The organism is Massilia brevitalea (genome assembly GCF_030711405.1).
GTDB classification, from domain to species: Bacteria; Pseudomonadota; Gammaproteobacteria; order Burkholderiales; family Burkholderiaceae_D; genus Telluria; species Telluria brevitalea.
Genome location: NZ_JAULSI010000010.1, coordinates 1 through 24970, shown reverse-complemented (window position 1 = coordinate 24970; position 24970 = coordinate 1). Strand labels below are relative to the sequence as shown.

Here is a 24970-nt window from a genome sequence, read left to right as displayed (position 1 = left end):
GCACGCATCTGTCTCAATTGGATTCGCTTTACAAATTTGATGCCCATAGGCATCATCCGAAGAGTTCTCCCGCGTGGTTCAGGCCTCCGCGCGGCTCCCTTGTCTCTCCTCTAACACCACAGCGCATATGGCAGCAGTCCTCCCGAACGCGACTTCAGGCACACCGATGTCGGGTTTGGCGCGCGCCCTGGTCCAGGCTGGCCGCCTGACCGCGGGCCAGGCCGATACGCTGCAAAAGAAGGCCACGCTCGAACGCGTCTCCTTTATCGACGCCCTGGTGGTAGGCGGCGCGATCGATTCGCAATCGCTGGCCGTGTTCTGCGCCGAGACCTTCGGCTACCCGCTGTTCGATTTGTCCAGCTTCAACCTGGACGCCCTGCCCGCGGGCGCCATCGACGCCAAGCTGATGGCGGCGCAGCGCGTGGTGGCCCTGGCCAAGCGCGGCAACCGGCTGTCGGTGGCGATTTCCGACCCGACCAACTCGCAGGCCCTGGACCAGATCAAGTTCCAGAGCGAGGCCGCGGTGGAGCCGGTGATCGTGCCGCACGACGCCCTGCTGAATATGCTGGCCAACCTGGCCAAGGGCGCTGAGCAAAGCCTGGCCGACCTGGCCGGCGAAGACGGCGAAATCGAATTCGCCGAGGAAGAAGCTGCCGCCGCCGCAGCCCAGCCGGAAGCGGCCAACGAAGTCGAGGACGCACCGATCGTGCGCTTCCTGAACAAGATCCTGATGGATGCCGTGAACCTCGGCGCCTCGGACATCCACTTCGAGCCCTACGAAAAATACTACCGGATCCGCATGCGCGTGGACGGCGTGCTGCGCGACCACGCGATGCCGCCGCTCTCCATCCGCGACAAGCTGGTCTCGCGCATCAAGGTATTGGCGAAACTCGACATCTCGGAAAAGCGCGTGCCGCAAGACGGCCGCATGCGCCTGATCCTCTCGCCGACACGCACCATCGACTTCCGCGTCAGCACCCTGCCCACGCTGTTCGGCGAAAAGACCGTCATGCGTATCCTGGACGCGACCCAGGCGCAGATGGGCATCGACGCCCTCGGCTACGACCCCGACCAGCGCGAACTGCTGCTGGGCGCGATCACCCGCCCCTACGGCATGGTGCTGGTGACGGGGCCGACGGGTTCCGGCAAGACCGTGTCGCTGTACAGCTGCCTGAACGTGCTGAACAAACCGGGCATCAACATCTCGACCGCGGAAGACCCGGCCGAGATCAATTTGCCCGGCGTGAACCAGGTAAACGTCAACGACAAGGCCGGCCTCACCTTCCCGGTGGCGCTGAAATCCTTCCTGCGCCAGGATCCCGACATCATCATGGTCGGCGAGATCCGCGACCTGGAGACCGCCGACATCGCGATCAAGGCCGCGCAGACCGGGCACATGGTGTTCTCGACCCTGCACACGAATGACGCGCCGTCGACGCTGACGCGTTTGATGAACATGGGGGTGGCGCCCTTCAACATCGCCTCGTCGGTGATTTTGATTACCGCGCAGCGCCTGGCGCGCCGCCTGTGCACCTGCAAGCAGCCGCTCGAGATGAGCCGCGACGCCCTGATCGGCGCCGGCTACCGCGAGAGCGATTTGCAGGACGACTGGAAGCCCTACGGCCCGGTGGGCTGCGAGCGCTGCCTCGGCTCGGGCTACAAGGGCCGCGTCGGCATCTACCAGCTGATGCCGATTTCCCCGGCGATCGAGGCCCTGATCCTGGCGCACGGCAACGCGATGCAGATTGCCGCCCAGGCCGAGAAGGACGGCGTGAACTCGCTGCGCCGCTCGGGCCTGATGAAAGTAAAGCAGGGGCTGACCAGCCTCGAAGAAGTGCTCGGCTGTACGAACGAGTAACGCGCAACGCGCATCGAGTAACGACGAAACAAGCAAGCGACAGACAGGACAACTATGGCTACCTCCCTCCCCACCCGCAGCCGCGGCGGCGCACAGGTCAAGGAATCGGTCTACGCCTGGGAAGGCAAGGACAAGACCGGCAAGACCGTGCGCGGCGAGCTGCGCGCCGGCGGCGAAGCCATCGTCAACGTGACGCTGCGCCGCCAGGGCATCATGGTCACCAAGGTCAAGAAGAAGATCTACCGCTCCGGGCGCAAGATCACCGACAAGGACCTGACCATGTTCACGCGCCAGCTGGCCACCATGATGAAGGCCGGCGTGCCGCTGCTGCAGTCCTTCGACATCGTCGGCAAGGGCCATGCGAATCCGTCGGTGTCCAAACTCATCCTCGACCTGCGCGCCGACATCGAGACCGGCACCAGCCTGAACAACGCCTTCCGCAAGTACCCGCGCTATTTCGACCCGCTGTTCTGCAACCTGGTCGGCGCCGGCGAACAGGCCGGTATCCTGGAAGAGCTGCTGCACCGCCTCGCCGTGTACAAGGAAAAGACGCTGGCGATCAAGGCCAAGATCAAGTCCGCCCTCACCTACCCGATCGCGATCCTGGGGGTGGCCTTCATCGTCACCGCGATCATCATGATCTGGGTGGTGCCGGCCTTTAAATCCGTGTTCGCCAGCTTCGGCGCCGACTTGCCGACGCCGACCCTGGTCGTGATGGGCATCTCGGAATTCTTCGTGCAATGGTGGTGGGCGATCTTCGGCTCGATCTTCGCCTCGCTCTACTTCTTCTTCCAGTCCTGGCGCCGCTCGCTGAAGATGCAGCAGGCCATGGACCGCATCCTGCTGCGCCTGCCGATCTTCGGCAGCGTGATCCGCAAGGCGACGATTGCGCGCTGGACCCGCACCCTGTCGACCATGTTCGCCGCCGGCGTGCCGCTGGTCGAAGCGCTCGATTCGGTCGGCGGCGCCTCCGGCAACAACGTGTATTTGGAAGCGACCAAGCGCATCCAGACCGAGGTGAGCACCGGCACCAGCCTGACGGTGGCGATGCAGAACGCGAATGTGTTCCCGAGCCTGGTGACGCAGATGGTGGCCATCGGCGAGGAATCCGGCGCGCTCGATTCGATGCTGGGCAAGGTGGCGGATTTCTTCGAAGAGGAAGTCGACGAGGCTGTCAGTGCGCTGTCGTCGCTGATGGAGCCGCTGATCATGGTGATTCTGGGCGTGCTGATCGGCGGGCTGGTGATTGCGATGTATTTGCCGATCTTCAAGCTGGGGTCGGTGGTGTAAAAGCGACTGTGAGATGCGGTAAGTCCCTGTACTTCCTAGTACCGGCGCCTGCAGCACTGCCTGTAGGCGCGAATACCGGATCCGGCTTGTCAGTGCGGAATGGCGTTTTTGTGCGGAAGCTGGTCTGCAGCCCAGTCATAGATCTCCCGCGCTTTCGGGCACAACTGCGCCAGTAGCGGAAATCCGGCGCGCTGCTTTGCCGCTTCCGGGCCGTATTGTATTGTTTCGCACGTCGCGAATTGTTTGGAATCAGCCTGCCATTGCAGCAGCGTGTATTCCTTGACCAGGACGGGCAGTCTTTCGCCAGACACGGTGAGTGGAATGTAGGGCACCACGGTGATGCTTCCTTCCATATACCTGTGATCCGAGTCGATCAGCTGGAAATTCCCTTTTGCCAAACCGCGGAACAGGAACATCCGGTCGATCGAGCGCATTCCTCCCACGCCAGTCGAGGCAGTGAAATCGCAGACGTCATCGCCGTCAACGTCCATCCAGGTAATAACACTTTCCTCGGTATTCGGGTAACGGAAGCCGGCTTCGACGAGACCGTTCTTTATCAACCGAATATCTTCTTTTGTGTACGGCGTTTCGTCGTTCGCATCCTGCTTCGACTCCCAAGTCGGATCATACTGGCGTAGATATCTGGCCAGCTCCCGACCTGGACGATGAACCGACGAACATTTTCCCGGGTCCGCGATGGTAATCGTTTTTCCATCAATGGTCAGCGCCTTTTCCCCGGCTGTGGTCGTGGAAGCAACACAGGTCATACCGAGCCCCAGGCCGAGGGCAATGCAATGAAAGATCGTCATTTAATGACCTTTAGTTGATCCATACGGGGTAGGCATTCGTGCTGACAGTAACTCTAGCTCTGCCGACGTAGAGCTACTGCCAGCAAGCGCTTAGTCCTTCAACCCCGACCCCGGCTCGGCATCGGCCGCATGCAAATCAGCCTTCACCGTATCCGGCGCCAGGTTATTCACGATGTTCCCGATCACCTTACTGCCCGTCATGCCGGCAACAACGCGGTCCTTTCCGGCCTTCATGGCCTCGTAACCCTCGGCCGCAACTTTGCTCGGGGCAGCCTTCTCGCCCAGACCGAGCTTGTTGGTATCCATGCCGGCGCGGTGCCAGAACGGCGTATCGACCTGGCCCGGCAACAGCAAGGTAATCGTCACGCCGCTGTCCTTGGTCTCCGACTTCACCGCTTCCGCAAACGAAATCAAAAAGGCCTTGGTGCCGCCGTACACGGACTCGTACGGCGTCGGCATGGTGCCCGAGATCGACGCCGTGTACAGCAGCTTGCCGGAACCCTGCGCCACCATGTCCGGCAGGATGCGTTTCGTGAGGTGCACCTGGGAGACGATGTTCAGCTGGATCATGTTCAGTTCCGCTTCCAGCTCGGTGCCGCCGATGAAGTAGCCGCCGAGACCGACCCCTGCGTTCAGGGCCGCGGCGGCCAGCGGCCGGCCGGTAGCGCCGATGGCGGCGTACAGCGACTCGACGCCATCGAACTTCGTCAGGTCGGCCACGACGATCTCGGCGCCGGCGCCGGTGGCGCGTACCGCTTCGGCGGTGCGTTCGAGCAGTTCGCGATTGGTCGCGGTGAGGACCAGGTCATAGCCGTCGGCCGCGAACAGCCGGGCCAGTTCATAGCCGATGCCGCTGGAAGCGCCGGTGACCAGGGCGAGCGGGCGTTCATTCGGTTGCGTCATGTGCAGGTTCCTTTATCGTCGAAGTTGAGGGCAGCCGAGCAGGTCGGCGTCTTCGATGAGACTATCAGCAACGACATCCCCGGCGCGTTCCGGTGCGAGTTCGGTGCTCTGCCTCGGACCGTGTTCGTGGGGCCGACGCACGAACACGGTCCTGAAACCGCAGGCGCATGCCGCCCGCTAGCCCAGCACATCACCCCAGATCTGCCGCGCCCAGGCATCGGCATCCCTGCCTTCCTGCGCGGACGGATGCTCCGACAGGATGCCGCTGCCCTCGGCCCGCATGCTTCCGGTAGCCGGGTCGTAACGGTACAGTGTCGAGATATGCATCGCCTGCCTGTCGTCGACATAGCTGTAGCAGGTATTCGCAAAGGCCGGCGCCGGATCAGGCGCCTGCCCCAGCATCACATCCACGATGGCGCGCGCGCAGATCCTGGCCTGGGCATTGGCCATGTGCGCCGACTTGGGCAGGCCGGCGTCGATGGCATCGCCGATGACGTGCACACGCGGCAAGACCTTCGATGCATACGTCAGGAAGTCAACTTCGCACCAGCGCTGCTCCACGTTGGCCAGGCCGCACTGTTGCGCGATCCGGCCCGCCCGCTGGGGCGGAATGACGTTCAGCACATCCGATTTCACCGTATCGAAGGCGGTCCTGACGGTCTTCGTCGCCACGTCGACTTCCCTCGGTTCGCTGCCCGGCACGTAGTCGATCATGCCCGGATACAAATCGCGCCAGGCCCGTTCGAACAGTGCGCGTTTCGAGGTGATGACCGGATTGGCATCGAGCACCACGACCTTGGACCGGGGCTTGTGCGTTTTCAGGTAGAAGGCTACCTGGCACGCGCGCTCGTACGGCGCGGGAGGACATCGGTAAGGCTGGGCCGGCACCACGATCGTGAACACCCCGCCGTCGGGCATCGCGGCCAGCTGCCGCTGCAGGTTGCGGGTTTGCGGACCGGCCTTCCAGGCATGCGGAATGCGCTCCTGCGCCTCTGCCAGTATGGGAAAATCGTCGTAGATGAAGTCGATGCCGGGAGCAACGACCAGCCTGTCGTACAGCAGCCTTTGCCCTGCCACCATGATCTGCGATCGGTCCGCATCGATCGCCGTCACGCTGCCGCGCATGAACCGGACGCCATGCTCCTGCCGGAGCGCATCGTAGCCGAACGTGAGCTGCTCCAGCGTTTTTTGCCCGCCCAGCACGCGGTTGCTGACCGGGCAGGAAATGAAATTGGCGTTCTGGTCGACCAGAATGACTTCGATGCGCCCGGCGCCCAGAAGCCGCACATACCTGGCCGCAGTGGCGCCGCCATAGCCGGCGCCCACGACCACGACCCGCCCCAGGCGCCCATGGCTTCCATGGCGCTTGTGGCGGACAGGACCAGCCCCCGCCGCCAGCGACGACCAGGCCGATCCCGCCAGTGCCAACCCGAGAATATCGCGCCTGCGCATCGCCCTACTCCCATTCGAGGATTGGGTAGAGCAGGTTGACGTTGCGCCGGTTGACAACGTCGAAGAGTTGCCAGCGGCTGCGCTCGGAGGCCGCCGCCGTGGCCATCGTGGCGGGCATGTCGGCGCCCTGCCGGATGCCGGCGCGCACGTCGTGCAGCAGGGTTCCCAGGTAGTGGCGTTGCCTGGCCAGCGCCGCCTTCCTGTCGCGCGTCACGGGGCCGTGGCCCGGGATGGTGACCACGGCCGGCATCTTGTCCAATCCGCCCATGGCGGCGAGCCAGCCCTGGAGGTCGCCATCGATGGCCGGTGTGCGCTCGATGAACAGCAGGTCTCCCGTCCACAGCGTGCCGCTCGCGGCGTCGAACACGGTCAGGTCGTTGTCCGTGTGCGCCTTTGGCCAGGCCCGCAGTTCCAGCTTGCGCCCGCCCAGGTCGAGGGTCAGCCGCTCCTGCACGGTCTCGTCCGGCGCGATCAGCCGGCTCGCATCGGCGCCGGCGCCCAGCTGCTGTTTCAGCTTGCGCACATAGGCATCGCCACGCAAGGCGAGAAAGCGCGGCAGCGTGGCGTGGCCGATGACGCGCGCCTGCGCGCCACCTGCGGCGGAATCGGCCTCGATGAAGGCGGCGTTGCCGAACACATGGTCGGGATGCCCATGCGTGTTGATGACGTAGCGGATCGGCAGCCGGGTAACGGCGCGCAGCGCTGCCTTCAGGGCCATGCCGACGGCGTACGAGCCGCCCGTATCGATGACCGCAACCGCGTCGCTGCCGACCACGAAGCCGATATTCGCGATGTCGCCGTCGTAGCCTTCCTCGAAATCCTTGTGCTGCCCGATGTGCACATACACGCCCGGCGCGACCTGGTCGAGGCGTAGCGCTGAAGTGGCAGACGGTGCGGCAAGTGATGCGGCGGCGGCAAGCTGCACCACCACCAGCAGCCAGGCCGCGTGGATCAGGCGCCGCATCTAGCAGCCCACGTCGATAGCCTGGCGGAAGCTGGCGCCGTCGCTATCGCGGATCAGCACTTGCAGGGTGCCGGCCCGGCTGGGGACGAAGCCGAACCCGATCGAAGGATTTTCGCTGATGCCGATCGACATGTCGGCCGTCATCACCGGCTTGCCGTCGTAGGTGATGTCGATCTTGTCGATGAAGAAAGCGGGACGGAAGCCATGCGTGGCCAGGTCGCGCTGCAAGCCGGTGTACATCGGATGCCGGATCAGGAGCCGGGCCTTGGTGAGTTCGCCGCGCCTGAATGGACCATCCAGTGCGATCTTCATTTTTCCCGCTTCCGCCAGCGCCTGCGCATTGTCGCCCGGGATCGTGCCGCCGCAACCGCCGGATGCTTTCACGGTAAGGCTATTCACGTACAGGCGGCCGTCGTTCGACTCGGCAACGACGTGCACCGGCGAATCGGATTCAAAGCGAATCCTGGTGGCCACTTCCGCCTTGCCGCTTTCGGGACGAAAACGAAATACCGCCGTCAGGGGCACCGGATTGGCGTCGACGAACACGGTGACCGACTTGATGTACTGCCTCGCCGTCATCGGATGATCGATGCTGAAAGCGAAAGGAACCTGGTCGCCGCTGGCTGCGCGCGCGGGCGCCGTCAGGCGGATGAAGGAGGCCTGCTCCAGTTGCTTGCCGGGAAAGTAAGACTGCTGCAATGCGGCCCAGGGCGCATCGGCAGCCTGGGCGCTTGCCGTTGGCGGGCAAGCCAACCAGGCCAGCACCATCAGGCTCAGGAACACATACGGGCAGGTGCTACGCTGTGGACGAGTGTTCATCATGTCAGCCTTTATCCATCACGGATGCACGGTGTCATTGCGTAGACAGACTGCGCAGACTGCGCGCGGCCTGGCCGCCAGGACGACTATAGCGCGATTTTACGCCTTCGTGCAAAGCTGGCAAAGCTGGGGTCAGGTCTGACATTCGGACACGGCCTCAGCCGTAGTCCGCATGAAACGGCGTCTTCCCCACGCAGCGACTGCCAGGACAGGACGGCTAGCGCAGAGCTTGTGTCCGAATGTCAGACCTGACCCCGGCTGTTGCCGGCTGTTGCCATGAATACGCCAAGGCGGCGGATGGCTTCGGCGAGCTGCTCGCTACTGGCTGCATACGACAGCCGCACGTAGCGGTCCGCCCCGCAGTGCCCGAAGTCCTTGCCCGGCGTGAGCGCCACCTGCACTTCGTCGAGCACACGCTCGCAGAATTCCCAAGCCGTCAACCCGGTCCCGCTGACGTCGAAGTAGACATAAAACGCCCCATCCGGCGGCACCGGCACCGGCAGCCCGATCCCGGCCAGGCCGTCGAGCACCAGCGCGCGGCGCCGCGCGAACTCCTGGCGCCGCTCCTCGCATACGGCCAGCGATTCCGGCGTGAAGCAGGCCAGCGCCGCCCCCTGCGACAAGCTGGACGCGCAGATGTAGTAGTTCTGGGCCAGGCGCTCCACCGTCGGCACCAGCGCTTCCGGCACCACCGCCCAGCCCAGGCGCCAGCCGGTCATGCCGAAGTATTTCGAGAAGCTGTTGATGACGATGGCGTCGTCGTCCACCGACAGCACGGTCTGCGGCGCGTGGCCCCCGGCATCGCGGTCGCCCAGGTTCAGGTAGATCTCGTCGACGATGCGCCAGGCGCCATGCTCGCGCGCCCAGTCGCAGATGGCGCGCAGTTCGTCCAGCGGCACCGAGGTGCCGGTCGGGTTCGAGGGCGTGGCGATCATCAGGCCTTGCGTCTGGTCGCTCCAGTTGGCGCGCACGCTGGCGGCGTCGAGCTGGAAGCGCGAGGCGGCGTCGGTGGCCACCAGTTTCACTTGCGCGCCGAAGCTGCTCAGGAACTGGCGGTTGCAGGGATACGATGGGTCGCCGACCAGCACTTCGTCGCCGCCGTCGACCAGGGCGGCCGTCACCAGCAGCAGCGCGGCCGAGGCGCCGGCGGTGACGATGATGCGGTTCGGCGAAATCGTCACGCCATGCTCGCGCAGGTAGAAGCCGGCAATCGCCGCGCGCAGGGCCGGCGTGCCGAGGGCGCCGGTGTAGGGCAGCGGGCCGTCGACAGCGCGGCGCGCGGCGTCCAGCACGGCGGGCGGCGGGCCGAAGTCGGGTTCGCCCAAACTGAGCTTGATGACAGGCTGGCCCTGCGCTTCCATGGCGGCGGCGCGTTTGCCGAATTCCATGGCGAAGAAGGGGTCGATGGCCTGGGCGCGTTGGGATATTTTCATGTCGGTTTCTCGGGTGTTTTGGTGCGGAATGGATTTTATCTGGCCGGCGCGCGGATCACACGTTTCACGAACCACGGAAAACCCCTAAAATAGGTTGATCTACGGCACCACCGCCCGCATCGACGCCACCTAACCGGAAGCTAGCTCTTTGGAAACTCTCCTCTTCGCCGCCCCCGCCTCGCTCGGCCCTACCCTCGTTGCCGGCCTGTTCGGCCTGTTGATCGGCAGTTTCCTGAACGTGGTCATCCACCGCATCCCGAAGATGATGCAGCGCGAGTCCGACAACTACGTGGCGCAGGAGAGCGGCAAGGAACTGCCGCACACCGACCGCTACAACCTGATGGCGCCGCGCTCCTGCTGCCCGCACTGCGGCCACCAGATCAGCGCGCTCGAGAACATCCCCGTCGTCAGCTGGCTGGTCCTGCGCGGCAAGTGCCGCAACTGCAAGGCGCCGATCTCACCGCGCTATCCGGTCGTGGAACTGATTACCGGGCTGCTGTCCGCCTTCCTGGTCTGGACCTTCGGCTCGGGCCTGGCCGGGCTCGGCACGCTGCTGTTCGTGTATTTGCTGATCGCCATGACCTGGATCGACTACGACACCAAGCTGCTGCCCGACGACCTGACCCTGCCCCTGCTCTGGGCGGGCCTGCTCATCAACATCAACGGCAGCTTCGTGCCGCTGCAGGACGCCGTGATCGGCGCCGCGGCCGGCTACCTGGTGCTGTGGGGCGTGTACCACCTGTTCAAGGCGGTCACCGGCAAGGAAGGCATGGGCTATGGCGACTTCAAGCTGCTCGCAGCCCTCGGCGCCTGGCTGGGCTGGGCCATGCTGCCGACCATCATCCTGCTGTCCTCGGTGGTGGGCGCGGTGGTCGGCATCAGCCTGATCGTGTTCGCCAAGCGCGGGCGCGACAACCCGATTCCCTTCGGCCCTTATCTGGCGGCCGCCGGCCTGATCGCCCTGGTCTGGGGCACGCAACTCAGCGCCGGCCTCCAGGGCATCCTCGCCGGATGAACACCATACAGGTAGCAGCAGCGTCACAGGCGCCCGCCTTTTCCGTCGGCCTGACCGGCGGCATCGGCTGCGGCAAGACCACGGTGGCCGACATGTTCGGCGCCCTCGGCGCGACGCTTGTCGACACCGACGCCATCGCCCACGCGCTCACCGCCCCGCACGGCGCGGCGATGCCGGCCATCCTGGAGGAATTCGGCGCGGACTTTGCCACGCCTGAGGGCGCCATGGACCGGGTGAAGATGCGCGCGCTGGTGTTTTCCGACGCCACCGCCCGTGCGCGCCTGGAAGCCATCCTGCACCCGCGCATCCGCGATGCCACGGCAGCCGCGGCGGCCATGGCCACCGGCCCGTACACGATCTTCGTCGTGCCGCTGCTGATCGAATCGGGCACCTGGGTCGGGCGCGTGACGCGCGTGCTGGCCATCGACTGCCCGGAGGAGATGCAGGTGGCGCGCGTCATGGCCCGCAACGGCATGAGCGAACAGCAGGTGCGCGCCATCATGGCGGCCCAGGTCACGCGTGAACAGCGCCTGGCGGCGGCCGACGACGTGGTCGTCAACGACGCCGGGCGGGACGCTTTGCAACCGCAAGTCGAACGCCTGCACGCGTTTTATCTCGACGAATCGCGCCGCGTTCATGCTCCATTCGATGCTTGATACAGGCTTCTACAATCGAAGGTTTGTAATTTTGCGTCGCATGGTTCAGAATCACGAAGTTGCCTGCCAGCCCACATTCAGAGGAATGTCACTTTGATCGTCTACGAATATCCTTTCAACGAGCGGATTCGCACGTTGTTGCGGCTGGAAGACCTGTACGAGAAATTCAAGTTCTTTGTGCGCCAGGAACACCCGATGCAGCACCACGTCGCCCTGGCGACGATCTTCGACATGCTGGAAGTGGCCGGCCGCGCCGATTTGAAGTCCGACCTGCTGCAGGAACTCGAGCGCCAGAAGCAAAGCCTGCTGGCCTACCGCAGCAACCCGAACGTGGCGCCGGAAGCGCTGGACGCCGTCCTCGGCGAGCTCGACCAGGTCAGCAGCGCCCTCGGCGCCGCCCAGGGCAAGACCGGCCAGAACGTGCGCGACAACGAGTGGCTGATGAGCATCCGCGGCCGCACCATCATTCCCGGCGGCGCCTGCGAATTCGATTTGCCTTCCTACTACGCCTGGCAGAAGCGCCCATCCGAGCAGCGCCACGCCGACATCATGGCCTGGTTCGGGCCGCTCGCGCCCCTGTTCGACGCCCTCGCCCTGGTGCTGCGCCTGCTGCGCGACTCGGGCGGCCCGGCCAGGATGGTCGCCACCGGGGGCAGCTACCAGCAAATGTTGCAGGGGAAGGTGTACCATATGCTGCGCCTGGGCCTCGACGAATCGCTCGGTGCGATTCCCGAAATCTCGGCCAACAAGTACATGCTGTGGGTACGTTTTACCAGCCAGGACGGCGACCTGAAGCCGAAGTCGCTGGAAGAAGACGTGCCTTTCGAGCTGACCCTCTGTAATTTTTAAGATTCAAGTATTGTTAAATTGCCATGACCGTTGTAGCCTGCCCTACCTGCGCCAAGAAAGTCGAATGGACGGAAGCAAACAAGTTCCGCCCGTTCTGCTCGGAGCGCTGCAAACAAATCGACCTGGGCGCCTGGGCCGAAGAGAAGTACACCATTCCCGCCGCCGCGCCTAACGAGTCGCTGGACGACCCGCTGGCAGAAGACAAACACTGATCTTGAAGCGGCCATCCGGATTCCTCGTCCGTTTGGCCCTGGCCGCGATTCGCGGCTACCAGCGTTACCTCTCCCCGCATAAAGGCTTTTCCTGCGCCTATCGCTGTGCGACCGGGCGCGATAGTTGTTCGCGCCATGGTTACCGGGTGATCGAACGGTTCGGGCTATGGGACGGGCTGGCGCTGTTGCGGCGCCGGCTGCGGCTGTGCGGCGAGGCATATCGGCGCCGGCGTGTCCAGGTTCCCCATCCGCTCCTGCAGCACCAGCGCGGCGATTGCGTGCCGTGCGATTGCAACGCGAGCTGCCTGCCGGATTTGCACTGCGATATGCCCAATCTGTCATGGCGCGATGCCGACTGCGTGTGCGATGCCTGCCAGTGCGTCGATTGCAGTAATCCGAAGCAGGCGTGGCGCGATTGGAAGGAACGGCGCCGCCAGCGCAGGATGAGGCGTTTGTTCTCTTAAAACGGTACGTCCGTATCCGACAGTTATCGGTCTCAACCGTAGGGTGGGCACTCCGTGCCCACGCGGTTACGTGCGCATCCTTGCACCTGCTGCCGTGATGTGTCGCCCCCAAAATGAAAAACGGACACGACAGGTGCGTGTCCGTTTTTGACGTTCGCGGGCGATGTGTTACCGCAGCAGGTGCAAGGCAATGCACGTAACCGCGTGGGCACGGAGTGCCCACCGTACGGGTCGCCGCCCCGGGTAAATCAGGCCGTGACGACGATCCCACCCGGCATCTGCACCGGCTTGTTCCCACTGCCGTAACGGTCCATGAACAAGCCTTCCAGGCCGATCTCCGGCTGGCGGCCCGAGACCATATCGGCCAGCACGCGGCCGGAACCGCAGGCCATGGTCCAGCCCAGCGTCCCGTGGCCGGTGTTCAGGAACAGGTTGCGGTACGGCGTCGGCCCCACCACCGGCGTGCCGTCCGGCGTCATCGGACGCAGCCCACACCAGAACTCGGCCTTGCTCACATCTCCGCCTTGCGGGAACAGGTCGGTCACCGAGTGTTCCAGCGTGTCGCGGCGGGCCTGGTGCAGGGTCAGGTCGAAGCCGGCCAGTTCGGCCGTGCCGCCCACACGGATGCGGTCGCCCAGGCGCGTGATCGCCACCTTGAAGGTCTCGTCCATCACCGTCGATTCCGGTGCGCCAGAGGCATCGGTGATCGGCACGGTAATCGAGTAGCCCTTCACCGGATACACCGGAATCTTGATGCCGATCTGCTTCAGCACGAACGGCGAGTAGCTGCCCAGCGCCAGCACGAAGGAATCGGCCTTCAGTTCGCCCTGCGAGGTGACCACGCCGGTGACCTTGTCGCCTTCCACGGACAGGCGCTTGATCTCGACGCCCTGGCGGAACTTCACGCCGAGGGCCTTGGCCATCTCGGCCAGCTTCTGGGTGAACTTGAAGCAGTCGCCGGTTTCGTCGTTCGGCAGCAGCAGGCCGCCGACGAACTTGCCGCGCACCTTGGCCAACGCCGGTTCGTAGATCTCGCAACCGGCCGGGTCCAGCACTTTATACGGGACGCCGTATTCCTTCAGCACGGCGATGTCGGTGGCGGCGCCGTCGAGCTGCTTCTGGGTGCGGAACAGCTGCAGGGTGCCCTGGCTGCGCTCGTCGTAGGCGATGCCGGTGTCCTTGCGCAGTTGCACCAGCACGTCGCGGCTGTACTCGGCCAGGCGCACCATGCGGCCCTTGTTGATCTGGTAGCTCCTGGTATTGCAGTTGGCCAGCATGGACAGGATCCAGCGCCACTGGTTCGGGTCCATCTTCGGGCGGATGACCAGTGGGCTGTGCTGCATCGTCAGCCATTTCACGGCTTTCGCGGGCACGCCGGGGCCAGCCCACGGGGACGCGTAGCCGGGCGAGATTTCGCCGGCGTTGCCATAGCTCGTTTCCATGCCGGCGCCCGGCTGGCGGTCGATGACGGTGACCTCGTGCCCTGCCTGGGCCAGGTAATATGCCGTGGTGGTGCCGATGACACCACTACCCAAGACGATGATTTTCACAGGAGTCCTTGAACAGAGATTGACTGCTTTTTACCTTGCGTAGCGCAGCTGATCGAGCCACTCGAGCAAGGGGATGGTTGCGGGCAGCAGCGGGGTAAGGCCGACTGCTGCCCCTTGCCACGCAAAGGCCTGGCCTTCCAGGCTCTGCGGTTCGCCGCGCCAGTCGCGGCTGATATAAAAATGGAGCCGCACATGGGCGTGCTCGTAGACGTGTTCGACGCAGCACCACTCTTGCGCGCCGACGATGGTCAAACCCAGCTCTTCGACGAATTCGCGCTGCAGGGCGGCGAAGATGCTCTCGCCCGCTTCGACTTTACCGCCCGGGAATTCCCAGTAGCCGGCGTAGGGCTTGCCCGCCGGGCGCTGGCCGAGCAGCACGTCGCCGTTCGGGCGCATCACGATCCCGACTGCTACGTCGATAGGCCTGCTGGCGGCTTGCTGCATGAGAGAGTCCGTTGGAAAACCCGGTATTGTACGCCAGGCGCGGGCGTAGAAAATCATGGGTGTTGCGTTCCGGCCGATAGAAAATTGCGTGATGGGATAACCTGGACGAATGGGATGGATTGTTATGGCGGCGCGGGCGGAATGGTGATGGGTTTGGGGTGGTAGGGTGGGCTCTTGAGCCCACCCTACAAAAGCGGGTCAGCGTTCCGTATCCGATCCGGCATCGCTGGGCAATTTGCCGGCGTAATCTTTCGCAAACTGCCACGCCACGCGCCCGGAGCGCGAGCCGCGCCCCAGCGCCCATTGCAGCGCCTGCGGCCGCGCGGCCTCGATCTGCTCCGGCGTGCAGCCGAAGCTGGCCAGCCAGTGCGCGACGATGCCCAGGTAATCGTCCTGGCGGAAGGGATAGAACGACAGCCACAAGCCAAACCGCTCGGACAGCGAAATCTTCTCTTCCACCGTCTCGCCCGGATGCAAATCGCCATCCTCGCCGTGCTTGTAACCGGCGTTATCGGACATCTTTTCCGGCATCAGGTGGCGCCGGTTCGAGGTTGCATAGATCAGCACATTGTCCGACTGCGCCGAAATGCTGCCGTCCAGCGCCACCTTCAGCGCCTTGTAGCCGGCCTCGCCTTCCTCGAACGACAGATCGTCGCAGAAGATGACGAAGCGTTCCGGCCGCGCCGCCACCAAATCGACGATGTCGGGCAAGTCGGCCAAATCGGCCTTGTCGACCTCGATCAGGCGCAGGCCCTGGCCGGCGAAATCGTTCAGGCAAGCCTTGATGAGGGAAGACTTGCCGGTCCCGCGCGCCCCCGTCAGCAGCACGTTGTTGGCGGGACGACGCGCGACGAACTGACGCGTGTTCTGCTCCAGCTGGCGCTTTTGCGCGTCCACGTGCTGCAGATCGGCGAAGCGGATGGTCGATACATGCGCCACCGGCTGCAACCAGCCCCCTCCATTCCCCGCACGGCGGCGCCAGCGGAAGGCGAAGCTGCGCTTCCAGTCCGGCTCGCGCGGCACCGCCGGCGGCAGCACCGCCTCCAGCCGCGTCATCAAGCCCTCGGCGCGGTGCAGGAACTGTTCGAGCGGCGTCATGACCGCTTTACGAACGGTAGTCGGCGTTGATGCTGACGTAGTCGTGCGACAAATCGCAGGTCCAGACCGTGGCCGTGGCATCGCCGCGCGCGATCTTTACGCGGACCAGGATTTCGGCCTGTTTCATCACGCGCTGGCCATCGGCTTCCTGGTAATCCGGGTTGCGCCCGCCGGCCTTGGCCACCCAGACATCGTCCAGGTACAGATCGAGCTTGGTGACGTCGAGGTCGTCCACGCCGGCGTAACCAACCGCGGCCAGGATGCGGCCCAGGTTCGGGTCCGAAGCAAAGAAGGCGGTTTTCACCAGCGGCGAGTGGGCGATCGCGTAGGCGATCTTGCGGCACTCTTCCAGGTCGCGTCCCTCTTCCACGGTGATGGTAATGAATTTGGTTGCGCCTTCACCGTCGCGGATGATCTGCTGGGCCAGGTTGCGCGAAATGTCCGTCACTGCATCGCGCAGGGCTTCGTAATCCGCGCCGCTCGCTTCGTTCACGACCAGGCTGCCGGCGCCGGTGGCCACCAGCATGAAGGAATCGTTGGTCGAGGTATCGCCGTCGATGGTGATCGAATTGAACGAGCGGTCGGCCGCGTACTTCACCAGTTCGTCGAGCACCGGCTGCGCCACCTTCGCGTCGAAGGCCAGGTAGCCAAGCATGGTGGCCATGTTCGGCTTGATCATGCCGGCGCCCTTGCTGATGCCGGTCATGGTGACTGCATGGCCGCCGATGGTGACGGTACGCGAGGCCGCCTTTGGCTGGGTATCGGTGGTCATGATCGCTTCGGCGGCGTTAAACCAGTTGTCCGCGGTCAGGTTGCTGACTGCGGCTGGCAGGCCGGCGACGATCTTCGCAATCGGCAGCTGCTCCAGGATCACGCCGGTCGAGAACGGCAGCACCTGGCCCGCTTCGCAGCCGAGCAGCTTCGCCACTTCGGCGCAGGTGGCCTGGGCATTCGCCAGGCCGGTCTCGCCGGTGCCGGCATTCGCGTTGCCGGTGTTGACCACCAGCGCGCGGATCGGTGCGCCGCCATCCGTCACGGCGGCCAGGTTGGCCTTGCTCACCTGGACCGGCGCGGCGCAGAAGCGGTTCTTGGTGAACACGCCGGCGACGGTGGCGCCATCGGCCAGGCGCATGACCAGCAGGTCCTTGCGGTTGGGCTTCTTGATGCCGGCTTCGGCAAAACCGATCTCGATACCGGCAACCGGCTTCAGGTCGGCGGCAACGGGCAGGGGGGAATTCACGGCCATGGTGGTCTCTATTGAAAGATTACGAATCCAATATTGTACTGCGCACGCGGGTATGCCGGCGCAGCATGCGCGCCGCCCCGGCCAGGCACCGCCCTGCTGCTCAGCGTAATACCAGCTCGACGCGGCGGTTGCGCGCGCGGCCGGCCTCCTCGTCGTTCGGCGCCACCGGCGCCAGGTTGGCGACGCCGCGCGCCGTCATGCGGCTGGCGGCGATGCCGAAGCGGGTGCTCAAGGCATCCGCGACCGCCTGGGCGCGCCGCTGCGACAGGCCCAGGTTGTTCTCGAAGTCGCCCTGGTTGTCGGTGTGGCCGACGATGAAGACCCTGGCGTCGCGCGCCGTGCCCAGGGCCTGGGCCATCTGCTTCAGCTGCTCGTCCGACTCTGGCTTGAGCACTGCCTTGTTGGTGTCGAAGTGCACGCCGTACAGGGCGATCCTGCCGTCGCGCTTGAGGGTGTCGCCGATGGCCTTGGCGTCCACCGTGACCTTGCCGGTGCGGGCAGTCGCGGGTTCGACGACCTGCAGCAGCTGCTGCACGCGGCCGGCCGTGGCGCCCGAGCCGGAATCGACCGACATTGCCACCTGCACCCGGATGTCGCCATTGGCGCCGGCCTTGCGCGCGCTGATCAGGTTGAAGCCGGGCTGGTAACCGTTGTTGAACATGCTGCGGGCCAGGGCGTTCTCGCCGACCCCGCGCGCTTCCCGGGGCAGGTTCCCCACCAGTGGCTGGGTCCTGTCCTTCTTGCATTGCGGCTCCTCGCAGGCATAGATCACCTGGAAACCGGCCGCCTCCAGCGCCTGCCGGTAATCGCGGAACACCTCGAGCGCGCCGGTGCCTTTCGGGCCGAAATAAAAGCGGTTGGTGATGCGGCCTTCCACCTGGCGCAGCACGGGTTTTCCCGCCTCCACGTCCACCAGGCGGGTGAAGCCGAGCGGATCGTCGCCGGCCGCGCTCAGCACCGAGCCTTCGTAGCGCGACAGCAGCGGACTGTCTTTCGCGCCGGGTATGTCGCGCAGCGTCTTGTCGGCGGCGCCTACGGGCAGCGCCAGCGGCAGCGCGGCGGCCAGCAGCATCAGCGCCCTGCCGGTACGCGAGGAAGGCGCCGGGCGGCCTGGCGCTCAGCCTTTGCAGTCGCCGATGCGGGTCAGGCGCATGACCGATTGCTGCTCCCTGACGCTACCCGCCGCGCCCGCGGGCAGCGGCTCCGGCTGCGGCGCATTCTTCATCTGTTCCTTAAATTCCTTCATCTCGGCGAAGTGGCGCCTGGCCTCGGCCTTTTCCTCGGCATTGCCATGCTTGAGCATGTGTTCCATCGGCATCTGCAAGGGATCGACGAATGCACCGTTCCCCGCGTCGCCGTTGCCGGTCTTGACCTGCTGGACGGTGGTTTGCCAGGTTTTGGCGTCGACCTGGCGCAGGTTGATCTTCATGCTGCCCCACGGGCAGGTGTGAACCGCATTCATTTCGCCGTTCGTCACGACACCCCTGGTGGCCGTGCAGCCGTCGATCATCAGCCTTTTCGGCAAGCCGCCCGGCTTGACCGGCTCGATGCAGGTCTGGTTCGGGCCGGTACCGGCCACGGTGTGATTGCTGCGCGTGCCGTTGGCATGCTCGAACTCCATGTGCACCGCCCCGCTCGGTCCGTCGTAGGTGCGACGGCGCTTCGACGTGCCGCCGGCGCCCTGGGTGGCGTGGTTGCTGACGATGTCGACCTGGTACAGGCCCGGCGGCGGCAGGTAGCAGGTATCGGCAGCCAGGGCGGCGCCGGCGAAGCCAAGGCCAATGGCGATAGCGCTCAGGATGCGTTGCATGCTCTCTCCTCGATGCAGGCAGGTCAGCGCACGACCATCTCGACGCGCCGGTTCCTGGCGCGCCCTTCTTCGCTGGCATTGCTCGATACCGGCGCAAAGCTGGACACGCCGCGCGCGCTCAGACGGGCGGCAGGAATGCCGTACTTGCCGGCCAGCGCTTCCACCACCGCCTGGGCGCGCTTCTGCGACAGCGCCAGGTTGGCCTCGATGTCGCCCTGATTATCGGTGTGGCCGACGATCAGCACCTTCATCGCCGGCTGGGCTTTCAAGGCATCGGCCATGCTTTGCAGCTGCGCGGCCGAATCGGCGCGCAAGACCGCCTTGTTGGTGTCGAAGTTCACGCCGTACAGCGCGATCTTGCCGTCGCGCTGGAGGCCGGCGCCGATGGCTTTCGCATCGATCGTGACCTTGCCCATTTCCGCCTGGGCCGGTTCGACGATCTGGATGAACTGGCGCGTCCGGCCCGCGGTTTCGCCGTCGCTCCTGGGTCCGGCCAGCGCCACCTGGACATAGGTGAAGCCGGAACCGGTCTGCCTGCGCGCGCTGATGTAATGGAAATCGCGCTGGTTGCCGCTATTAAAGATATTTACCATCGCATCGTTTCCTACCCATTTCGCTTCGCGCGGGAGGTCCTCGATCATTTTCTGGATGCGCAGGTTTTCGCATTCGGCCGTCTCGCAGCTGAACAGCGTTTCGAATCCCGCCGTGCGCAAGGCCTGCTGGTAATTGCGGAAGACCGCCAGTGCACTGACCTCCTTCGGCCCCCAGTACAGGCGATTGCTGAGCCGGCCTTCGACCGGGCGCAGTACCGGGCCGCTCCTGGCGCGCTCGACCAGGCGCGCCGTTCCCAGCGTATTGCTGCCGTAGTCGTACAGGATGCCGCCTTCGTAGCGGGAAATCAGGGGGTGGTCCTTGCCTCCCGGGCGCTCGGTCAGCAGGGATGAGGCCGATGCGCCGGCGGCGGACAGGGACAGCATGATCGCAGCGAGGAATCGGGCGCAGGTCGTGAAATCAGCATGCATCACAATAGGATCAGCGAGTGAATAATGCTGAGCATTGTAAGGACGTTTCCGGCGCACACTTTAGCGGCGTGAAAAAAACCCGAAGCGCATAAGCGCCGGACAGACGAAAAAAACGGCCGGATCGCTCCGGCCGTTTTATGGCGATTGCAGCAGACTGCTTACGCCAGCTTGCCGTGGCACTGCTTGAACTTCTTGCCGCTGCCGCAAGGGCAAGGGTCGTTGCGGCCGACCTTCACGCCCATGTAGGTGCTGTGGTCTTCGGCGGACACCGGCGCTTCCGAGGCCGACACCGGGTTCGGCGCCAGCAGTTCTTCCGGCGCGGCCGACGGGTTGAAGTCGGCGTGCTGGTAGTTGATGTTTTCCAGGTGCGCCTGCTGGGCCGCCATGGCCGCTTCCGCCGCCTCGACTTCCTCGCGGCTCTGGATGCGTACGGTCATCACGGTGCGGATGACTTCGTTCTTGATCTGGTCCAGCATGCCGCCGAACAGCTCGAAGGCTTCGCGCTTGTATTCCTGCTTCGGGTTCTTCTGCGCATAGCCGCGCAGGTGGATGCCCTGGCGCAGGTGGTCCAGCGCGGCCAGGTGCTCGCGCCAGTGGGTGTCGACGCTTTGCAGCATGACGTTGCGCTCGAAGCCGCCGAAGGATTCCTTGCCGACGATGCCGACCTTGCCGTTGTACGACTCGTCTGCCGCCGCCAGCACCTTTTCCAGGATGTCGTCGTCGTTCAGGTTCGGTTCGTTCGCCAGCATCTGCTGCAGCGGCACGTTCAGGCTCCACTCGGCCGCCAGCACGGTTTCCAGCGACTTGATGTCCCATTGCTCTTCGACCGATTCGGCCGGCACGTGGGCGCGCACGACGTCGGTGAAGGTGCCGGTGCGCAGCGAGGCGATGAGTTCCGAGATGTCGGCTGCTTCCAGCAGTTCGTTACGCTGGGTGTAGATCACCTTGCGCTGGTCGTTGGCGACGTCGTCGTACTCCAGCAGCTGCTTGCGGATGTCGAAGTTGCGGGCCTCGACCTTGCGCTGGGCGGTCTCGATGGAACGGGTCACGATGCCCGCTTCGATCGGCTCGCCTTCCGGCATTTTCAGGCGTTCCATGATGGCGCGCACGCGGTCGCCGGCGAAGATGCGCAGCAGCGTGTCGTCCAGGCACAGGTAGAAGCGCGAGGAGCCCGGATCGCCCTGGCGGCCCGAACGGCCACGCAGCTGGTTGTCGACGCGGCGCGATTCGTGGCGCTCGGTGCCGATGATGTGCAGGCCGCCGGCGTTCACCACGTGGTCGTGCAGCGACTGCCATTCGTCGCGCAGGGTTTGCGCCTGGGCGGCCTTGTCGGCCTCGCCCAGGGCGTCGTTGGCCTCGATGAGCTGGATCTGCTTCTCGACGTTGCCGCCGAGGACGATGTCGGTACCGCGGCCGGCCATGTTGGTGGCGATGGTGATCATCTTCGGACGGCCGGCCTGGGCGATGATTTCCGCTTCACGGGCGTGCTGCTTGGCGTTCAGGACGTTGTGCGGCAGCTTGGCGCCGTTCAGGATCCCCGACAGCAGTTCCGAGTTCTCGATCGAGGTGGTGCCGACGAGGACCGGCTGGCCGCGCTCGTAGCAGTCCTGGATGTCGACCAGCATCGCGTTGTACTTTTCCTGGGCCGATTTGTAGACCTGGTCCTGGCGGTCCTTGCGCGCCGACGGACGGTTCGGCGGAATGACGACGGTCTCGAGGCCGTAGATTTCCTGGAATTCGTAGGCTTCCGTGTCGGCGGTACCGGTCATGCCGGACAGCTTGGTGTACATGCGGAAGTAGTTCTGGAAGGTGATCGAGGCCAGGGTCTGGTTCTCGTTCTGGATGCGCACGCCTTCCTTGGCTTCCACGGCCTGGTGCAGGCCGTCGGACCAGCGGCGGCCCGTCATCAGGCGGCCGGTGAATTCGTCGACGATGGTAACTTCGCCGTTCTGCACCACGTAGTGCTGGTCCTTGTGGTACAGGACGTGGGCGCGCAGCGCCGCATACAGGTGGTGAATCAGGGTGATGTTGGCAGCGTCGTACAGCGAGGCGCCTTCCGGCAGCAGGCCCATCTGGGTGAGGATGGACTCGGCCTTTTCGTGGCCGGCTTCGGTCAGCAGCACGGTGTGCGCTTTTTCGTCCTTGGTGTAGTCGCCCGGGACTTCGATCTTGCCCTTGCCGTCCGGCGTTTCTTCGCCAATCTGCAGGGTCAGTTGCGGCGGCACTTCGTTGATGCGGTGGTACAGGTCGGTATGGTTCTCGGCCTGGCCCGAAATGATCAGCGGGGTACGGGCTTCGTCGATCAGGATCGAGTCGACCTCGTCGACCACGGCGAAGTTCAGGCTGCGCTGCACGCGTTCGCGCGCATCGTAGACCATGTTGTCGCGCAGGTAGTCGAAACCGAATTCGTTGTTCGTGCCGTAGGTGATGTCCGAGCCGTAGGCTTCCTGCTTGGCGTCGTGCGGCATCTGCGACAGATTCACGCCGGTGGTCAGGCCGAGCCAGCTGTACAGGCGGCCCATCGACTCGGCGTCGCGCTGCGCCAGGTAATCGTTGACGGTAATGACGTGCACGCCCTTGCCCGACAGGCCGTTCAGGTAGACCGGCAGGGTTGCCATCAGGGTCTTGCCTTCACCGGTGCCCATTTCGGCGATCTTGCCTTCGTGGATGACCATGCCGCCGATCAGCTGCACGTCGAAGTGACGCATCTTCAGCACGCGCTTCGCGGCTTCGCGGCAGACGGCAAATGCTTCGGGAAGGATGTCGTCGAGCGAGGCGCCGCCGGCGATGCGGGACTTGAATTCCGGGGTCTTTGCCTGAAGCTCGGTGTCCGACAGCTTTTCCATCTGCGGCTCGAGCGCGTTGATCTGACGCACGGTTTTTTGATACTGCTTGATCAGCCGCTGGTTGCGGCTGCCGAAAATCTGGGTCAGGAATGACATGCTAAGTTTCTTATAAAGACGCCGCGAAAAGAGCCAGGGATGATATCAAGAAGATACCCATCGAAGACCGCCCAAGGCAAAAAGCGACTGATTTTATCATGCGATGCGGCCACACTTGGGGCTTATCGGCCAGATAACAAGTGTGGTTCCAGAAAGAATGTTATCAAATTGCATCGCTGCGCACCTGTCCTTGTGCCGTGCAGTGCGTCACATAGTGCGCCACGTAGTGTGCCCGGTCGTACGGCCGGCGTGCGCTGGGCCATGCGCTGTGGTATGTTGTGGCCTTATCGACCTCCCTGAGCTCCACCAGCCTGATGCATATCTACGGCACCCGCAACAAACCGACTTCCTTCGACGCCACCGACTTCCTGCGTTCCAACGACCGCATGGCGCGGCTGCTGCCGGCCGCCATGCGCATGGCCGATTTGCAGCGCGACGTCGGCACGGCCCTGCCCGCGATGGCCGGCAATTGCGACGTGCTGTCGTTCCAGGAAGGGGTATTGGTGCTGGCCGTGCCGAGTTCGGCGGTGGCGGCAAGGCTGAAGCAGGGCCTGCCGAAGCTGCAGTCGACCTTGCTGGCGCGCGGCTGGCAGGTCAATTCGCTGCGCCTGAAAGTGCAGGTAATGCGCGCCATGCCGGAACAGGTGCAGATGCGCACGCTGGCCTTGCCGGAGATGGCGGTTGCCGCCTTCGAGGAACTGGGGGATGCGCTGCCGGATACGCCGCAGAACGCGGCGCTGGTGGCGGCGGTGAAGCGGCTGGCGGAAAGGCGTCGCAAGGGCTGACGAGGCGCGCCGGCTGGATTGCCGAACGGTGAATGGCCGTCACGTGTGCCGGAGGGCGTAGGGTGGGCACTTGTGCCCACGCGGTTTCACCGTTCGCGTTGATGCGGCGTTTGAAGACAACCCTACGCCGGCATTACGATATTAAATTGGCGTTGCGGTCTGCACGGGCACGACCGCGTGGGCACAAGTGCCCACCCTACGAAACCCATGCGGCCGCCGTCATGCGCACATCGACGCCGGCGCGACCGATCAGGTCAGCGCCCACTCCTCGCGCATCTGGCGCACATACGACGGCGGCGCGCTGTCGACGGCATCGAAACTCACGATCTCATACGCATCCGGCCGCGCCAGCAGTGCGCGCAGCAGCTCGTTGTTCAGCGCGTGGCCCGACTTGTGCGCTTCGTACGCGGCCAGCAGCGGGTGCCCGACCAGGTACAAGTCGCCGATCGCATCCAGGATCTTGTGGCGCACGAATTCGTCGTCGTAGCGCAGGCCGTCGGCGTTCAGGATGCGGTACTCGTCCATCACGATCGCGTTTTCCAGCGAGCCGCCGCGCGCCAGGCCCATGCCGCGCAGGCTTTCCACGTCCTGCATGAAGCCGAAGGTGCGCGCCCGCGCCACGTCGTGCACGTAGGACACCTGGGCGAAGTCGACCGAGGCGTTCTGCATGGTGCCGTCCACCGCCGGGTGGTTGAACTCGATGAAGAAGTCGAGCTTGTAGCCGTCGTGCGGCTTCAGGCGCGCCCACTTCTCGTTGTTGCCGGTGCCGTGGCGCACTTCGACTTCCTTCAGCACGCGGATGAATTTCTTGGCCGCCGGCTGGTCTTCCACGCCGGCCTGCTGCAGCAGGAACACGAACGACGACGCCGAACCGTCCATGATCGGAATCTCTTCGGCCGTGACCTCGATGTAGAGGTTGTCGATACCCAGGCCGGCGCAGGCCGACATCAAATGTTCGACCGTCGAGACGCGCGCTGCATCCTTGACCAGCACCGAGGCCATGCGCGTGTCGCCAACCACGTCCGCGCTGGACGGAAATTCGACCACCGGGTCGAGGTCGACGCGGCGGAACACGATGCCGGTATCGGGCGCGGCCGGACGCAGCGTCAACTCGACCTTGCGGCCGGAATGCAGCCCGACGCCAGTCGTGCGCACCAGTTGTTTGATGGTTCGTTGTTTGAGCATGGGTCGATTATATCTGCGCTTTTCAAACCCTGCCGGAGCCGGCTATTGCAACATAGAAACGTTGTTAACAGACTGATGCGCTCACGCGACAGGGGTAGGCGCGGGGACGACCGCGTGGACACAAGTGCCCACCCTAATGTGATGGACTCCACCCTCCTGATAAC

The 24970-nt window shown here is 64.5% G+C and carries 23 protein-coding genes; 8 read left to right on the top strand and 15 right to left on the bottom strand.

Annotated elements, in window-relative coordinates; translation table 11 throughout:
* The first annotated feature begins 127 nt into the window (after positions 1–127).
* Both pilB and QWL29_RS08105 read left to right on the top strand, forming a co-directional pair.
* A complete protein-coding gene (pilB, locus tag QWL29_RS08110) occupies positions 128–1858 on the top strand; it encodes a type IV-A pilus assembly ATPase PilB (protein ID WP_305822381.1) in 1731 nt (576 codons plus the stop codon).
* Positions 1859–1912: 54 nt separating this feature from the next.
* Positions 1913–3148 (top strand): type II secretion system F family protein, encoded by a 1236-nt coding sequence (locus tag QWL29_RS08105; RefSeq protein WP_305822380.1) that lies wholly within the window; start codon positions 1913–1915, stop codon positions 3146–3148.
* Positions 3149–3237: 89 nt separating this feature from the next.
* On the opposite strand, the gene QWL29_RS08100 is transcribed toward QWL29_RS08105, so the two are convergent.
* The 6 genes from QWL29_RS08100 to QWL29_RS08075 all read right to left on the bottom strand — a co-directional run bounded on the left by QWL29_RS08100 (position 3238) and on the right by QWL29_RS08075 (position 9528).
* A complete protein-coding gene (locus QWL29_RS08100; protein ID WP_305822379.1) occupies positions 3238–3957 on the bottom strand; it encodes a hypothetical protein in 720 nt (239 codons plus the stop codon).
* A 90-nt stretch (positions 3958–4047) separates the two neighbouring features.
* Positions 4048–4860, bottom strand: coding sequence for an SDR family NAD(P)-dependent oxidoreductase (locus tag QWL29_RS08095; RefSeq protein ID WP_305822378.1), 813 nt, complete (start codon positions 4858–4860; stop codon positions 4048–4050).
* Positions 4861–5037: 177 nt separating this feature from the next.
* Positions 5038–6312, bottom strand: coding sequence for an NAD(P)/FAD-dependent oxidoreductase (locus QWL29_RS08090; RefSeq protein WP_305822377.1), 1275 nt, complete (start codon positions 6310–6312; stop codon positions 5038–5040).
* Positions 6313–6316: 4 nt separating this feature from the next.
* Positions 6317–7276 carry a quinoprotein relay system zinc metallohydrolase 2 gene (locus tag QWL29_RS08085; protein ID WP_305822376.1) on the bottom strand — a complete coding sequence of 320 codons (960 nt, stop codon included), beginning with the start codon at positions 7274–7276 and terminating at the stop codon, positions 6317–6319.
* A complete protein-coding gene (locus QWL29_RS08080; RefSeq protein ID WP_305822375.1) occupies positions 7277–8095 on the bottom strand; it encodes a quinoprotein dehydrogenase-associated SoxYZ-like carrier in 819 nt (272 codons plus the stop codon).
* 242 nt (positions 8096–8337) lie between these two features.
* Positions 8338–9528 (bottom strand): pyridoxal phosphate-dependent aminotransferase, encoded by a 1191-nt coding sequence (locus QWL29_RS08075; RefSeq protein ID WP_305822374.1) that lies wholly within the window; start codon positions 9526–9528, stop codon positions 8338–8340.
* 148 nt (positions 9529–9676) lie between these two features.
* Here QWL29_RS08075 and QWL29_RS08070 point away from each other — a divergent pair, with 148 nt between their 5' ends.
* The 5 genes from QWL29_RS08070 to yidD all read left to right on the top strand — a co-directional run bounded on the left by QWL29_RS08070 (position 9677) and on the right by yidD (position 12724).
* Positions 9677–10543, top strand: a complete 867-nt coding sequence (locus QWL29_RS08070; RefSeq protein ID WP_305822373.1) for a prepilin peptidase — start codon at positions 9677–9679, stop codon at positions 10541–10543.
* Positions 10540–11199, top strand: coding sequence for a dephospho-CoA kinase (gene coaE / locus QWL29_RS08065; RefSeq protein ID WP_305822372.1), 660 nt, complete (start codon positions 10540–10542; stop codon positions 11197–11199). Before QWL29_RS08070 ends, coaE begins: the two co-directional genes overlap by 4 nt.
* Before the next feature lie 93 nt (positions 11200–11292).
* Positions 11293–12048, top strand: a complete 756-nt coding sequence (gene zapD / locus QWL29_RS08060) for a cell division protein ZapD (RefSeq protein ID WP_305822371.1) — start codon at positions 11293–11295, stop codon at positions 12046–12048.
* 23 nt (positions 12049–12071) lie between these two features.
* Positions 12072–12260 carry a DNA gyrase inhibitor YacG gene (yacG, locus tag QWL29_RS08055; protein WP_305822370.1) on the top strand — a complete coding sequence of 63 codons (189 nt, stop codon included), beginning with the start codon at positions 12072–12074 and terminating at the stop codon, positions 12258–12260.
* A 2-nt stretch (positions 12261–12262) separates the two neighbouring features.
* The gene (gene yidD / locus QWL29_RS08050; RefSeq protein ID WP_305822369.1) at positions 12263–12724 is read left to right on the top strand and encodes a membrane protein insertion efficiency factor YidD; all 462 of its coding nucleotides are present in this window, start codon (positions 12263–12265) and stop codon (positions 12722–12724) included.
* Between the two features lie 248 nt (positions 12725–12972).
* On the opposite strand, the gene QWL29_RS08045 is transcribed toward yidD, so the two are convergent.
* The 8 genes from QWL29_RS08045 to secA all read right to left on the bottom strand — a co-directional run bounded on the left by QWL29_RS08045 (position 12973) and on the right by secA (position 22836).
* The gene (locus QWL29_RS08045; protein WP_305822368.1) at positions 12973–14274 is read right to left on the bottom strand and encodes a D-amino acid dehydrogenase; all 1302 of its coding nucleotides are present in this window, start codon (positions 14272–14274) and stop codon (positions 12973–12975) included.
* Between the two features lie 30 nt (positions 14275–14304).
* Positions 14305–14718, bottom strand: a complete 414-nt coding sequence (locus tag QWL29_RS08040) for an NUDIX domain-containing protein (protein WP_305822367.1) — start codon at positions 14716–14718, stop codon at positions 14305–14307.
* Positions 14719–14916: 198 nt separating this feature from the next.
* Complete coding sequence (locus QWL29_RS08035; RefSeq protein ID WP_305822366.1) at positions 14917–15816, bottom strand: ATP-binding protein; 900 nt, start codon at positions 15814–15816, stop codon at positions 14917–14919.
* A gap of 7 nt (positions 15817–15823) precedes the next feature.
* On the bottom strand, positions 15824–17062 hold the full coding sequence (gene argJ / locus QWL29_RS08030; RefSeq protein ID WP_305822365.1) for a bifunctional glutamate N-acetyltransferase/amino-acid acetyltransferase ArgJ: 1239 nt from the start codon (positions 17060–17062) through the stop codon (positions 15824–15826).
* A gap of 100 nt (positions 17063–17162) precedes the next feature.
* The gene (locus QWL29_RS08025) at positions 17163–18134 is read right to left on the bottom strand and encodes an OmpA family protein (protein ID WP_305822364.1); all 972 of its coding nucleotides are present in this window, start codon (positions 18132–18134) and stop codon (positions 17163–17165) included.
* A 45-nt stretch (positions 18135–18179) separates the two neighbouring features.
* On the bottom strand, positions 18180–18872 hold the full coding sequence (locus QWL29_RS08020; protein ID WP_305822363.1) for a hypothetical protein: 693 nt from the start codon (positions 18870–18872) through the stop codon (positions 18180–18182).
* 23 nt (positions 18873–18895) lie between these two features.
* Complete coding sequence (locus tag QWL29_RS08015) at positions 18896–19849, bottom strand: OmpA family protein (protein WP_305822362.1); 954 nt, start codon at positions 19847–19849, stop codon at positions 18896–18898.
* A gap of 203 nt (positions 19850–20052) precedes the next feature.
* Positions 20053–22836: a preprotein translocase subunit SecA gene (gene secA / locus QWL29_RS08010; RefSeq protein ID WP_305822361.1), complete on the bottom strand. Its 2784-nt coding sequence runs from the start codon at positions 22834–22836 to the stop codon at positions 20053–20055.
* A 314-nt stretch (positions 22837–23150) separates the two neighbouring features.
* Here secA and QWL29_RS08005 point away from each other — a divergent pair, with 314 nt between their 5' ends.
* Complete coding sequence (locus QWL29_RS08005) at positions 23151–23621, top strand: DciA family protein (protein WP_305822360.1); 471 nt, start codon at positions 23151–23153, stop codon at positions 23619–23621.
* A gap of 249 nt (positions 23622–23870) precedes the next feature.
* On the opposite strand, the gene lpxC is transcribed toward QWL29_RS08005, so the two are convergent.
* The gene (lpxC, locus tag QWL29_RS08000) at positions 23871–24806 is read right to left on the bottom strand and encodes a UDP-3-O-acyl-N-acetylglucosamine deacetylase (RefSeq protein ID WP_305822359.1); all 936 of its coding nucleotides are present in this window, start codon (positions 24804–24806) and stop codon (positions 23871–23873) included.
* Positions 24807–24970 lie beyond the last annotated feature (164 nt).